At 34.7% G+C, this 14639-nt stretch carries 12 protein-coding genes and 1 riboswitch; of the genes, 2 read left to right on the forward strand and 10 right to left on the reverse strand.

Going from position 1 to position 14639, the window contains the following annotated elements; translation table 11 throughout:
* Positions 1–20: 20 nt before the first annotated feature.
* The 7 genes from ACF3N8_RS10050 to zapA all read right to left on the reverse strand — a co-directional run bounded on the left by ACF3N8_RS10050 (position 21) and on the right by zapA (position 8343).
* Positions 21–632 carry a succinate dehydrogenase cytochrome b558 subunit gene (locus ACF3N8_RS10050; RefSeq protein ID WP_009384499.1) on the reverse strand — a complete coding sequence of 204 codons (612 nt, stop codon included), beginning with the start codon at positions 630–632 and terminating at the stop codon, positions 21–23.
* A gap of 172 nt (positions 633–804) precedes the next feature.
* Positions 805–2595 (reverse strand): excinuclease ABC subunit UvrC, encoded by a 1791-nt coding sequence (gene uvrC, locus ACF3N8_RS10055; protein WP_009384497.1) that lies wholly within the window; start codon positions 2593–2595, stop codon positions 805–807.
* A gap of 429 nt (positions 2596–3024) precedes the next feature.
* Entirely contained in the window at positions 3025–3339 is a 315-nt protein-coding gene (gene trxA, locus ACF3N8_RS10060) for a thioredoxin (RefSeq protein ID WP_009384495.1), read from the reverse strand.
* 78 nt (positions 3340–3417) lie between these two features.
* A complete protein-coding gene (locus ACF3N8_RS10065) occupies positions 3418–5766 on the reverse strand; it encodes an endonuclease MutS2 (RefSeq protein WP_009384494.1) in 2349 nt (782 codons plus the stop codon).
* A 15-nt stretch (positions 5767–5781) separates the two neighbouring features.
* Positions 5782–7488, reverse strand: a complete 1707-nt coding sequence (gene polX, locus ACF3N8_RS10070; protein ID WP_009384493.1) for a DNA polymerase/3'-5' exonuclease PolX — start codon at positions 7486–7488, stop codon at positions 5782–5784.
* 72 nt (positions 7489–7560) lie between these two features.
* A complete protein-coding gene (locus ACF3N8_RS10075) occupies positions 7561–8064 on the reverse strand; it encodes a CvpA family protein (protein ID WP_238093937.1) in 504 nt (167 codons plus the stop codon).
* A gap of 12 nt (positions 8065–8076) precedes the next feature.
* Positions 8077–8343, reverse strand: coding sequence for a cell division protein ZapA (zapA, locus tag ACF3N8_RS10080; protein ID WP_009384489.1), 267 nt, complete (start codon positions 8341–8343; stop codon positions 8077–8079).
* Between the two features lie 212 nt (positions 8344–8555).
* On the opposite strand from zapA, the gene rnhC reads away from it, so the two are divergent.
* Together rnhC and ACF3N8_RS10090 are read left to right on the forward strand one after the other, a co-directional pair.
* Positions 8556–9485 (forward strand): ribonuclease HIII, encoded by a 930-nt coding sequence (rnhC, locus tag ACF3N8_RS10085; RefSeq protein WP_009384487.1) that lies wholly within the window; start codon positions 8556–8558, stop codon positions 9483–9485.
* Positions 9486–9773: 288 nt separating this feature from the next.
* Complete coding sequence (locus ACF3N8_RS10090; RefSeq protein WP_238101182.1) at positions 9774–11024, forward strand: DUF1958 domain-containing protein; 1251 nt, start codon at positions 9774–9776, stop codon at positions 11022–11024.
* Between the two features lie 74 nt (positions 11025–11098).
* Here the strand turns inward: ACF3N8_RS10090 and gmpC are convergent, their stop codons facing one another.
* From gmpC to ACF3N8_RS10105, 3 genes are read right to left on the reverse strand one after another with little or no spacing between them, the layout of a single operon-like run.
* Complete coding sequence (gene gmpC / locus ACF3N8_RS10095) at positions 11099–11941, reverse strand: dipeptide ABC transporter glycylmethionine-binding lipoprotein (RefSeq protein ID WP_392449890.1); 843 nt, start codon at positions 11939–11941, stop codon at positions 11099–11101.
* 20 nt (positions 11942–11961) lie between these two features.
* Positions 11962–12621 carry a methionine ABC transporter permease gene (locus ACF3N8_RS10100; RefSeq protein WP_009384481.1) on the reverse strand — a complete coding sequence of 220 codons (660 nt, stop codon included), beginning with the start codon at positions 12619–12621 and terminating at the stop codon, positions 11962–11964.
* Position 12622: 1 nt separating this feature from the next.
* On the reverse strand, positions 12623–13639 hold the full coding sequence (locus ACF3N8_RS10105; RefSeq protein ID WP_238101755.1) for a methionine ABC transporter ATP-binding protein: 1017 nt from the start codon (positions 13637–13639) through the stop codon (positions 12623–12625).
* 70 nt (positions 13640–13709) lie between these two features.
* Positions 13710–13818, reverse strand: a riboswitch (SAM riboswitch).
* Positions 13819–14639 lie beyond the last annotated feature (821 nt).

Here is a 14639-nt window from a genome sequence, read left to right on the forward strand (position 1 = left end):
CCCTAAATGTAAAAAAGATCTTATAAGAATGCTAAAATTGCGCTAATACCAATCGTGCTTAATACTAGGAATACTAATAATGAAACCCATGTAAATACGCGTTGTGATTTTGGTGATTGTAAGATACCCCATGTTACTAAGAATGACCATAAACCATTCGCAAAGTGGAAGATAACACTTAGGATACCGATGATGTAGAAGATTAACCAAAATCGGTTAGTCACGATTTGGTGTACCATATCATAGTTCACTTCATGTCCAAATAATTTTTGGATACGAGTTTGCCATAAGTGAACGAATACGAAAAGGAATGTAATTAAACCAGTAATACGTTGTAATAAGAACATCCAATTTCTAAATCTTGAGTAATGACCCACATTGTGAGTAGCAGTGAATGCGATATGTACCCCATATATTGCGTGATACAGAATTGGAATATAAATCATGATAAATTCTAACGCATATAAAAATGGTAATGATTCCATGAAGTTTGATGCTTTGTTGAACGACTCTGCGCCTCCAGTAGCTTGGAAGTTAGCAGTTAAGTGAACAAGTAAAAAAGCACCTAATGGAATGACGCCTAGTAAAGAGTGTAAACGTCTAAGATAGAATTGATTCTTCGTATGTTCCAAAAGGAAGTCCCCCCTGCAAAACTAATATAATATTTGATTTCTTTTTGCTGTTATCATTTCTTAATTTTAAGAAATCGTTTTCAAATATTCTTAAAAAAGAAATCTTACTCTTAACATTGTAACACTAAATTAAGTGTTTTTGGGCATGAGAATGATTCTCATATCAAATTTATCAACTTTTAGATTGATTTAAAGCTGAAACTAAGTTATGAGCGACTTTATTAGGTAATCCAATATCTGTAAAATCGCTAATTTCAGCCTCTTTCATCTTCTTAATTGAACCAAATTTACGTAGCAATTGCGTACGTCTTTTAGGTCCAATACCTTCAACTTGATCGAGTACAGATTTCATTCCAGTCTTTTGACGTGTTTTGCGGTGGAACGTTATCGCAAAGCGATGGACTTCATCTTGAATACGTTGCAGTAAGTAGAATGCTTGGCTGTTCTTTTTTAAAGGAATCACGTTAGCCTCTTCACCATATAACAATTCTGATGTTTGGTGCTTTTCGTTCTTACGTAAACCAGCAATAGGTATATCAAGTCCAAGTTCATTCATTAAGACATCATTAACTGAAGACATATGCCCTTTACCACCATCGATGATAATCAAGTCGGGCAATGGTAACCCTTCATTTAGTACACGTGTGTAACGTCTACGAACCGCTTCTTGCATAGACTTGTAATCATCTGGGCCTTCTACAGATTTGATTTTAAACTTACGATAACCCTTTTTATCTGGCTTACCATCTACAAATGACACCATTGCGGACACGGGGTCTACACCTTGAATGTTAGAATTATCAAATGCTTCAATTCGAATTGGGGTTTGAATTTGCATCGCATCACCAATTTCTTCAATCGCCTTGATCGTTCGAGATTCGTCACGCGCAATCATTTCAAATTTATTGTTAAGCGAAATAGACGCATTTTTAATCGCAAGTTGTACGAGATCCTTCTTAGGACCACGTTTCGGTTTCACTACCTTCGTATTAACCACAGATTCTACCATTTTAGAATCAAGATCATTAGGTATATGAACCTCTTTAGGTAGAATGTGCTGATTAAGTTCATAGAACTGACCGATAAATGTATAGAATTCTTCTTCGTGCGTTTGTTGAATTGGAATCATCGTCGTATCACGTTCAATAATATTACCTTGTCTAATAAAGAAAACTTGAACGCACATCCATCCTTTAGAAACACTGTAACCAAATACGTCACGTATCGTTTGGTCACTCGACATAATTTTTTGTTTCTTCATTAAGTTTTGAATGTGTTGGAGTAAATCTCGATATTCTTTAGCTTGTTCGAAGTCTAAATCTTCACTTGCTTTAAGCATACGCTTTTCAAGGTTTTCAGTTATGGTATGATCTTCCCCATTGAGAAAGTCCGTCACACCTTTAATCATTTCATCATAATTACTCTGATCAACTTTTTTAACACACGGACCTAAACATTGACCGATGTGGTAATACAAGCATAAACGGTCAGGCATTTTATCACATTTTCGAAATGGATAAATACGATTCAGTAGTTTCTTCGTTTCTTGTGCTGAATAAGCATTTGGATAAGGTCCAAAATACTTACCAGTTTTAGGTTTAACCGTTCTCGTAACAAGCAACCTTGGATGTTTTTCTTTTGTGATTTTGATAAATGGATAACTTTTGTCGTCTTTAAGAAGAATATTGTAACGAGGTTGGTATTGTTTGATTAAGTTTAATTCTAGGAGTAACGATTCGATTTCACTCGACGTTACGATAAATTCGAAATTTCGAATTTCACCGACTAAACGCGTGGTCTTAGCGTCATGCGCGCCTGTGAAGTATGAACGCAATCGGTTTCTAAGTCGCTTCGCCTTTCCGACATAAATAACCTGATTATTACGATCTTTCATTAAATAACAACCTGGATCCATAGGGACCAAGTCTAATTTATTCCTAATCTTTTCTTTATAGTCTTCCATAATCTCACCTACTTAAATGGTTCACATCAATATCTGATTGGCCACGCTCGAGCACCCACATTACTTTTTAGAAACATCTTATTGACCTCTTTTGGGATGCCTTTCTAGCAAAAGCCCTTTCGATAGGTATATACCCCTATTTAAATTCATAGATACTGTCAAATTAAGGTATACCTTAATAACAATTCAAAAATAGCTTAAAATGTCCCATGGCACTTTTCAAAAAGGACACTCAAAACGAAAGCAACCTCCCGCATTAAGTCATATTAAGCAATCATGATAAGCGTCATTTAACTTCAAACCAACCGCGACTGATGAGAACCCTTATTCCATAGTCATAAGGATTACCAAAAAAACAGGCAAGAACAAATGTCCCAGCCTGTGATTTATTCTTAATCTAAATCAATATTTAAAATAAGAAGTTTAAATTTATAGATGTTTATCGATAACTTCAGCTAAGTTTTCTTTAGGTTGGAAGCCAACAACTTTGTCAACTGGCTCGCCGTCTTTAAATAAGACTAAAGTTGGAATACTCATAACTTCATATTTAGCAGCAGTTGATTGGTTTTCATCAACGTCTAATTTTAGAATGTTAGCTTTACCGTCATAATCTTCAGCAAGTTCTTCAAGAACAGGCGCGATCATTTTACATGGGCCACACCAAGTTGCCCAAAAGTCCACAAGATTAACGCCTTCTTTAATTTGTTCTTCAAAATTAGAATCAGTTACTTTAATAAGTGCCATAAGAAGATTCCCTCCTTGAATTTAATGATGAACAAAGTATAACAGAGTTTATTTATTATTGCATTTTGATTGCTCAAATTATTTTAATTCTGCAACGGTCACGCCAAAGCCACCTTCACTTGGCACACCAGAGCGGAACGAAGCGATACTTTTATGACGTTTCAAGTGTTTTTGGACACCTTTTTGAAGGGCACCAGTACCTTTACCATGTATAATGTATACATTTTCATAATTGCTAAGTACCGCTTGGTCTAGATATTGGTCAAGTTCGATTAACGCATCTTCATAACGATACCCTCTTAAATCAAGTTCCATTTTAACGGATGTGCGATTGTGACGGGTCACCATTTTAGACGGCTTCTCTTTCTGCTTTTCTTTCTTCTCTAAATCGTTAAGCGGTAATTTCATTTTAATGATACCCATTTGAACGACTGCTTCGTCATCATCTAGTAACTCAAGGACTTCACCTTTTTGACCATATGACAATACCTTGACTTCATCGCCTGCTTTGATTTTATCCCATTTTTTCTTTTTAACATTCGCTTTTAGTGAATCCGCTTCGTATTGATTTTCGAGTCGTTTTTTCTTATCAATGAGCTCATGCTCTTTAACATCTACGCCTTTTTTATCACGCATCTGTCTTAATTCTTTTAGAATCGTATCTGCTTCCTTAGTCGCTTCTTTAACACGTTGATTGGCTTTTTCTTTAGCTTGTTCCATTAGACGCTTCTCATAATTTTGATAAGCAGTATAGGTTTGATCAAGTTCTTTATGCATCGTTTCAGCTTCGCGAATTAAGGCATCGAGTTCAATCTTTTGTTCATCGACACGCTTTGTATTACGTTCTAACGATTCAATCATCGCATTAATTTCTTTTTCATCATGGCCAACCATAGATTTCGCATGATTAATAATCTGTAGTTTTAGGCCTAGACGCTTAGAAATTTCGAAAGCATTCGAACGACCAGGTACGCCCATCAATAATTTATAAGTCGGGCTTAACGTATTCACATCGAATTCGACACTTGCATTCATAACGCCTTCACGGTTATAACTGTAAGCTTTAAGTTCAGGATAGTGCGTTGTCGCCATAACGAGTGAACCAATTTCGTGTACATAGTCTAAAATACTCATCGCAAGTGTCGCACCTTCAGTAGGATCCGTACCTGCACCAAGTTCATCAAATAAGATTAAGCTGTTTTGATTTGCTTCATCTAAGATATTTACTATCGTTTTCATGTGAGATGAAAAAGTTGAAAGCGATTGTTCAATCGATTGTTCGTCACCAATATCACAAAAGACATGGTCGAAGACACCGAGTTTACTACCATCTAATGTAGGAATTAATAAACCTGACTGAGCCATGATAATAATTAATCCAAGTGTTTTTAACGTCACTGTTTTACCACCCGTGTTTGGCCCTGTAATAATAACCGTTTCAATATCTGGCTCAAATTCAATCGTATTACTTACGACAGTTTCAGCATCTAATAATGGATGAAACGCTTTAGGCAAGTATATGTCACGGTTAGTCGTGAAGGTAGGTTTAGTACCTTTGATAGATCTTGCATAGCGGGCTTTTGCTGTAAGGAAGTCAATATGCCCCATAATAGACTCTGCACTTAAACAACCTTCGCTGTCCGTTGCTACAAGTGTCGTTAGCTCTGTTAAAATGCGAGCACGTTCCGTGTCTTCTTCACTTCTCAAGCGACTAATCTGATTGTTCATTTCAACAACTGATGAAGGTTCGATATAAAGTGTTTGTCCTGAAGCAGATTGGTCATGCACGATACCGTTAAAATCCTGACGATATTCTGCTTTAACTGGAATAACGTTTCGATCATTACGTACGGTCACAATTGCATCAGACAATTTCTTCTGATTGGACTGCGATTTAACGATTTTATCAAGTTGTTGTCTAATACGGTGATTCGTCGTAGAAATTTTACTTCTAATTGAGTGAAGCGTTGGACTCGCGTCATCGAATAAGTCAGATTCATCACACGTTTGATGAATGGTTTGATATAAATCCGTTAAAACAGGCAATTGTTCAATTTGTTCATTTAATATGGGATATACGATTTTTTCATCTTCTTCAACCATTTGATTGTAAAATGTTTTAAATTGATTTTGAACTTGAATCACGCGTTTAATGGCATTAAGTTCTTTAACGTTCAGTACGCTACCAATAGTTGCACGTTTCACATAATCAGAAATTTTACTCAATCCTGATAAACTTGGCATTCTACGTTTATTGTAAATTTGAGATATTTCATCTGTTTCTTCCATTTGATGAACCACTTCATCAAAGTCTGTACTTGGTTTCATCGCTTTTACTTTTAAAGCACCTAGTTCACTAATCGTTTCATTTTGTATGGTTGCTTTAATTTTGTCGAATTCTAAGACATCGAGTGTTTTCTGTCTCATAAAATCCCTCTATTTCTAAAGTTTAATGTTGTTTTCAATAAATGATTTAAAGTCTTCACGTGATTTCGTATTAAGTACACGGTCTTTCGTCACAAAGCCTTTCTGTGCAGTCGCAACACCATACTTCATAAAGTCTAAATGATCAACATGATGCGCATCTGTATTTATCGTTACATGAATGTTCTTATGCTTTTTAAGTACATCCGCACTTAAATCAAGACGTTTAGGATTCGCATTAATCTCAAGAATCGTGTTCGTTTTCTCTGCGATATCTATCAATTTATCCATGTTAACTTTATAACCATCACGTCGACCGATGATACGACCAGTAGGATGCGCAATATGTCTTACATATGGGTTCTGACATGCTTGTTCAAGGCGATGCATGATTTCTTCTTCTGATTGATTAAAGCTCTGATGAATCGCCGCGATCACATAATCAAGCTCTTTAAGAACGCTATCATCGTAATCAAGCGTACCATCACTTAAGATATCCATTTCAATACCAGAATAAATATCGATTTCATCATACTTCTTGTTTAATGCTTTGATTTCTTCGTTTTGTTTTAGAAGGCGTTCAGCTGAGAGACCGTTAGCGACTTTAAGGCTTTGAGAGTGATCAGTAATCACCATGAATTGATAACCCTTTTTGATGTTCGCCTTAACCATGTCTTCTAAACGATAAGCACCGTCACTTGCAGTCGTATGCATATGAATATCACCATTGATATCAGAAAGCTGTACGATTTGAGATAAATCTTTATCAAATTCCGAGCCATCCTCTCGCATTGTAGGTGGAATCCATGGTGCCTTGAAATGCTCATAGATAGCTTCTTCACTATCAAATTGAAGTAGCGAACCATCTTCTTGTTCAATACCATACTCGCTTACCTTTTCATTCGTCTCTTTCGCAATTTGACGAATACGAATGTTGTGGTCTTTTGACCCTGTGAAGTGTTGAAGCGTATGATAGAAGGCTTTAGGTTCTATCATTCTTAAGTCTATTCCTATAATTTCATCATCAAATTCGACTTCAATCGAAACTTTAGTATCACCAACAGCAACCTCTTTCGTTAAGATGTCGAATTTTAAAAGCGCTGCTTGGACTTTATCTGGCGCCGTTGTACTTATGATGACATCTAAATCTTTACTTTGTTCTTTCATACGACGGAAGCTACCTGCGAACTCAAAGCGTTCAATGTCTTCAATATCTTCTAAATACGCCGCAACTTCATCTTTAAGTTTAATCATCGTATCAATAGGATAGCGTTCTTTACGTTGACTCATCGCTTGAACAGCTTCTAAAATATTAGCTTCAGTCTTCTTAGCGAAGCCTTTAAGTTCACTTACTTTACCTTTTTCGCATGCTTCTAGTAGAGACGCTTTATCCGTAATATTTAATTCTTGATAGAGCTTCGCAATTTTCTTGCTACCTAAACCTTGTATTTTAAGTAATGGGACAAGTCCACTCGGCACTTCTTTTTTTAGCGCGTTTAACGTCTCAGATTCTCCATTTTCCATGTAGTCGTTTAATACGTCCCCGACACCTTTACCAATACCTTTAAGCTCAGTGACGTCGTCAATTTCTTCAATTGTGCGTTCATCTATTTCAAGACTTTGACTTGCCTTTCGATAAGCAGACACTTTAAAAGGATTCTCCCCTTTTAACTCCATATATGTTGCAATGTCTTCTAATAATTTAATTAAATCCTTTTTCGTCATTTTAAGCACCTCATTAAAAAAAGTCATAGGAAGTTTTAGGCCTATGACTCGGTTATTTTAATTTTCAAGACTTCATAAGAAAAACGTATAAATTGGTGTAATCCAAACGTAAAATTGTGCAATTTTAGAATGAATTAATGCATTTTGAAACATATTATGTGGATACAAGGTCATACAAATTAGGGTGAATTGTATATAAATTGTGATCGGTATGACTCCAATGATTGCCCCTAATAAACGACTTAAACGTGAGATACGCCTTTGGTATCGCTTACGTTCAAATACTGAGATAATCATATAAAAAGTTAGCTTGGAAAGTAAAAATATCAATATAAAAGCAACAAATGCATCAAATCGATGTTCTCTATCATAGATGTCTATAAAGAAATGCATATCATAGGCTTTAGTAGCTGGGTATGGTAGCACAAGATTAAGTTTCGGCCCTAAACTTTGATACCATAAACGCGCGAAATAAATCGAAATCAAAGTAGTTAATAGATGTAACCCATTATACATGACACCGCGATGAATCCCCATCATAAAACCTATCGCATAAGCGATTAGAACGAACAACACAATAATCAAGAATTATTCACCTTGGTCTTTAAGACGCTTCACTTCTTGTTTAAGACGTTCATGCTCTTCTTCTAATTTCACATAATCATGCATGATATTAACCGCCGTTAAGACAGCTTTACGCGTCGTATCAAGCCCTGCACTCTTACGACCTAATTCATTCAGTTTATCGTCAACAAGATGTGCCACATGCCTAATGTGTTCTGGATTATCTTCACCAACAATCGTGTAATTACGATCGTTTATCGTTACATTAATTCGATTTTTAAATTCACCCATTTAGATTCTCCTGACTTAATTCTTTACTTCAATTCATCAATTATTATTATACATGAGTTAAATTATTTTGTGTATGCTTTTATAACTTTCTCATATTTAGAAATCTCGCTTATTTCATTAACCCTTCCCCTTTGAAAAGCCCTATAAGTCATATATACGTTTATCCTTGTTATGATATGATGTATATAAGTTTATTAAAGTGAGGAAGTCATATGACAAACGTAGTTTTAAAATTAAAAGATACAGAAATCAAACAGCTTATGTCTAAGATTAAATTCGAACAGTCAAAGCTACCTCAAGGTATGAAAGCAAAGTGCAAATACAAAGGTGTTACGATAAATATTTATAATTCGAATAAAGTCATGTTTCAAGGTAAAACAGCACAAGAAGTTTCAAACCAATTACTTGGCCATCAAGCATCTCAAAGTACACCATCAAGCGCATCATCCCATCCAACAATTCCCTATAATCAATATAGTTGTATCGGTAGTGATGAAGCAGGTAGCGGAGATTATTTTGGACCATTAACAGTTTGTGCGAGTTACGTTTCTAAAGATCAAATTCCCCTACTTAAAACACTTGGTGTTGATGATTCAAAACGTCTCAACGACACCAAGATTGTTGAATTAGCTGAACAACTCGTCACGTTTATTCCACATTCGCTCATTACTTTAGATAATGTAAAGTATAATGAACGTAAAGCACTCGGTTGGTCTCAGGTTAAGATGAAAGCCGTGTTACACAATGCGTGTATCACTAACGTTCTCAATAAAATTGACCAAACAGAACTTGATTACATCGTTATTGATCAATTTGCGAAAAGAGAAGTCTATAAGCATTACGCTTTAACTGAGATACCTTGCGATAAGAAGACAAAATTCGAAACTAAAGGCGAGTCTAAGTCATTAAGTATAGCTGTGGCGAGTATTATTTCAAGATATGCTTTTGTTAAACATATGGAACAAATAGAGCATAAACTTAAACTCGATATACCTAAAGGTGCGAGTGCGAAAGTCGATCTTCAAGCAGCTAAATTGATTCAAAAATACGATATTAATACTTTAGACACTTACTCAAAGCGTCATTTCAAAAATAGAGACAAAGCATTAGATATTTTAAACAAAAGGGGTCATTCAAAATGAGTACAATGTTGTTAATTCAAGTTATTTTTGGCATATGCATATTTGGTTATTTACTTTGGTATATTTCTAAAAAGCTTTTTAAAAATAAATAATATTTACTCAGACGTATATTTAAAAGACTTTTCACAAAAAAGAATAAAAATATACGTCTTTTTTACAATTAATTTAAAGCAATTTAAACCTAATACAACTTTTATTTGTTAAAATAGAAGCTATACGCACATACAAAGTAACTTATGAGAAATCGATAACCTAAAAAATTTATAATAAAGTGAAAGGATTCCTGTGATGAGAAAGTTACATATCATTTTAGGTTTATTGCTTATTTTAAATTTGGTGTTTCCCACTCATATTTATAGCAAGACGTCACCTTTAGAACCTATCAACCAAGATCATCGTATTAGTAAACAATACACACCTAATGCGCTTGCAGTCACAACGGAAAGCGGACAAATTTTATACCAATATCACTATAAGAGCCAGGTCGATCCAGCTTCTTTAACTAAAATGATGACCATGTATCTAACACTTGAACAAGTTGAGAATGGCAATTTAAGTTTAGATGATACGGTTAAAATTACACCTAAAGAAGAGAAGCTTTCAAAGATGCCAAGTTTAGCATCCTTTAAATTAAATGCGGGCGAAACGTATACGATTGACCAACTATTAAAGCAAACGGCTATTGTTTCAAGTAATGCAGCAACCATGGTTTTAGGTCGCAAAATCGCTGGTAGCCCTTCTAAATTTACGCATCGAATGAATGACAAAGCGAAAGCCTTAGGTATGACGCACACACATTTTGTAAATCCAACTGGTGCATCAAACGACTTACTAAAACCGTTTGAACCTATAGACTATAGGAAAGAACTTAAGACCTCTACGACTGCTGAAGATTTAAGTTTATTAATGCATCACTTGTTGAAAGACCATAAACAAGTATTGAATTACTCTAAATTGAATGCGGATGTTCAAAAAGGACGTAAAATGCGAACGACAAATTTATCTTTACCTGGAGAAAGTCGAGGATTTAAAGGTTCAGATGGTTTAAAAACTGGAACTAGCGATAATGGGTATAATTTAGCTCTCACAAATCATAAAGATAACTTAAGGTTAAATGTTGTCGTGCTCAATGTGAAACCATACCCTAGTGATGATGCTGAGAAAATGCGTCACACCATCGCAAATCGTTATGTTAAACAAATGAGAGAGAAATACGAATATAAGAAAGTCTTATCCAAAGGTAGACATGAAATTAATGATAAGGTGTATGATGTTAAAACAGATTTATATGATGTCGTACCTAAAAATATGAAAAATTACTCTTATAAGATTAATGAAGGACGTATTGAACTCGATTACGATCGTTCATTTATTAAGGGAACTAAAGCACCATCAGTTGGTGTAGAGAAAGTTGATACCCTTAAAGACAAAATCATGGACAATCTGTTATTAATTATCGTTTCGATTCTATTCTTGTTAACGTTCATACTCGCTATAACGTTATTTATCATGTATCGAATTTATAAACGAAGTAAGTAGAAGAATAATATAAAAATAAACGAGCCTAAGTATTCAATTGAGTACTTAGGCTCGTTTTTATATCTGCAATATAATTATTTTAAGCTCTTTTGAATTTTATCAATTTCATCTTGTTTAAGGTCGACGATGATTTCGCCATCTTTTGTATCTTCTTTTAACGCTTCTTTAGCTTCTTTTGAATGGTATAATTCAGCAATACGTTTGTATGTTTTGTTATCTTTGTCTTTAGTGTTTACAGCTATAAAGTTAATATAAGGCTTAGTTGCTTCACCTTTTGAACTTTCTAAGTAAATTGGGTCTTTCTTAGCATCTAGACCTGCTTTAGTAGCAACACCATTGTTAATTATAGAAATATCTACTTCATCTAGAGCTCTAGCAGTTTGTTGAGCATCAACTGCTTTAATTTTTAGATTTTTAGGGTTTTCTTTAATCTGTTTAGGTGAACCTGTTAAGCCAAAGTCTTTATCTAATTTGATCAGACCAGCTTTTTCTAAAAGTTTTAATGCACGTGCTTGGTTAGAAACATCGTTCGGAATGATGACTTGAGCACCATCTTTATTATCTTTAACGTCTTTGTGCTTTTTAGAATAGATACCTAATGGCGCAAGTACAGTCGTTCTAATTGGTGTGATATCTGTACCTTTATTCGCTTCTTGGAACTGATTTAAAAACGCAAAGTGTTGGAAAGCGTTCATGTCGATATCCCCATCTGATAAAGCCTTATTCGGAACATTATAATCAGAGAATTGTTTAATCTCTAAGTCAATATCTTCTTCTTTAGCAAGTTCTTTAACTTTCTCCCAAGCTTTAGTATCGTTCGATGCAACACCTACTGTAACTTTCTTACTATCACCTTTATTGCCACAAGCAGCTATAAATAAGATGATGACTAAACTTAATGCTAGTAATTTTTTCAATTTAAATTTCCCCTTTGTTATTAATTTTTCCTTACTTTTCTAGCGAGTAAATTACCTAATGATTGAATAAGTTGAACCATTACAACCAGAATGACAACGGTGATAATAATAACCATCGTGTCAAATCTTTGGTAACCGTATGCTAAAGCTAGGTCACCAATACCTCCGCCTCCAACAGCACCGGCCATTGCAGTCGCACCGATAAGTCCAATAATTGAAGTTGTCAGTGCTAAAATAAGTGAACCAAGTGCCTCTGGTAGTAAGAAATATCTTATGATTTGAAAAGGTGAAGCACCCATTGCTTGTGATGCCTCAATAACGCCACTATTCACTTCAAGTAAAGAGTTCTCTACCAAACGTGCGATGTAAGGTGCCACATAAACCGTTAAAGGTACAATGGCAGCTTCAGTACCAATTGACGTCCCCACAATAAGCTTCGTAAAAGGCACTATCGCAATAAGTAAAATAATGAAAGGTAATGAACGTAGTACATTAATAATTGGGTTAAGTAAATGATAAATAAATGTTTGCTCCCAAATACCACCCTTTTTCGTGATAACAAGTAAGATACCAAGAGGAACACCAATTAGCGCACCCAATACTAATGAAATAGAAACCATTAATAGCGTTTGATATAACGCTTCAAATAATTGTGAAACATCGATAGAAGAACCAAGCATGTTATATCACCTCTTCATATTCAATATTATGTATATTAAAGTAATCATAAGCCTTGTTTATTTGATCAGTAGGTTCGTTAAATCGTAGTGTTAAATAGCCTACTGAAGTACCTTGGATTTCTGTCATCGATGCGTAAATTAAATTAACATCTAAATTTAAGTTCCTAATAAGATGCTGTAATATCTGATCACCAATTTGCTTACCTTCAAGGTATAATTTGATATCTACAACATTTTGAGTAGAAGGAAGATGAGCTTTTAATGACTCAGGCAAGTCCGTTTTTATAATCGTTGAAATAAAGCTTTTAGCAGTTTCTGTTTGAGGATGGCCTAGTACCTTTAATACATCTCCATGTTCTATTACGCGCCCTCTTTCCATTACTGCGACCTTATTACAAATTTGTTGAATCACACTCATTTCATGTGTGATTAAAAGAATTGTGACATCTAAAGATTGGTTAACCTTCCTCAACAAATTTAAAATTGATTCTGTTGTTGAAGGATCTAACGCACTTGTCGCTTCGTCACAAAGAAGAATTTTTGGATCTGTTACGAGTGCACGTGCTATTGCTACACGCTGCTTTTGACCACCAGATAATTCATTCGGAAATTGTTTACCTTTATCTTCAAGACCAACAAAGGCTAACATTTCAGAAACCTTTTGATTGATGTACGATTTTGATCTCTTTTGAAGAATGAGTGGTATTGCCACGTTGTAAAAGACTGATTTTGAGTTTAAAAGATTAAAGTGTTGAAAAATCATACCGATATCTTTCTTTACTAAACGAAGTTGCTTGGGTTTGAGTTGATTCATTCTCTGGCCATCCACAATTACATCACCAGATGTTGGCTTTTCAAGTTGGTTAACTAGGCGTATTAACGTACTTTTACCAGCACCACTATATCCAATAACGCCATAAATATCTTTTTGGGCTACCTTTAAGTCAATATCCTTTAACGCCTGTATTTCTAGCGTATTTTTATAAAAGGATTTATTTACCCCTTTGAACTCTATCAATGTAATGCCTCCTTAAAACTAAAATAAAAAACCTATGGATAAGACAAGTCCATAGGTTCGAATACTACTTGTCTCATCTTTACAACTTCACGTTGCAGGAATTGGCACAGTTTTCAAAAACGATTGAGCCTGTTGCCGAGGTTTCAAAGGGCCTTTCCCTCCACCTCTCTGGATAAGATTCAGAATATTTAATTATCGGTACAACTAATCTTACTATATTACTCAAGATTGTCAATAGATTTTTTGAAATTTCAGAATATTTTTTGTCATGCCCTTGTATTTCGCGATTTCAGGCATTTTTAAATCCCTTTTTTTAAAAAGCCCTAGAATATAGTATTTATTTTTAATGCGTATTAAAATAACACCATCTTTTATTTTTTATTTATAATATAATTTAATCAATAAAAATGTAGCAACAGTTATGCGTTTACCTCCAGCTATTTATGTGTTGGTATTGGAGGTGGTACGATGAGAATTTTAATTGAATTAAGTATTGAAATAACTTTTAGTATTTCATTATTGTTTCAAGTAATTGTCATATGGTACTACGCAAGAAAGATTAAAAAATAAGCTAGCTAATGTGTGAGGACATTAGCTAGCAAGCTGTTGGTAAACATATAGTTGAACTTGTTTAACGCGAGTTCGATATGTTCTATATTTTTCCACCTAGTAAATCCTTTAAAATAGCTAGGTTTTTTTTATATTTTTATTATACACTGCTTAGTAATAAAAGTAAATGATTTTTATTTTATATTATTAATTGAAAATTACAACGTATTTTACTTGAATAAAAGAGGCTGAGACATAATACTACAATTCCCTTAAACAGCATGCTTTCCTGGGGCATGGCCGGAGCCTGTAGTCTCCTAAAGCCCAACTCGTATTTTCAATACGATAGTTGGACTTACAAAGAAGCTCAGGCTTCTTTGTTCATGAGGAAGAGCCCCGGCTTGCATAGCTTGTTAATTTGCTACGCAAATTTCTTTGCCAGGGCCCCGCC

The sequence above is a fragment of the Staphylococcus massiliensis genome, from assembly GCF_043186315.1.
Classification (GTDB): domain Bacteria; phylum Bacillota; class Bacilli; order Staphylococcales; family Staphylococcaceae; genus Staphylococcus; species Staphylococcus massiliensis.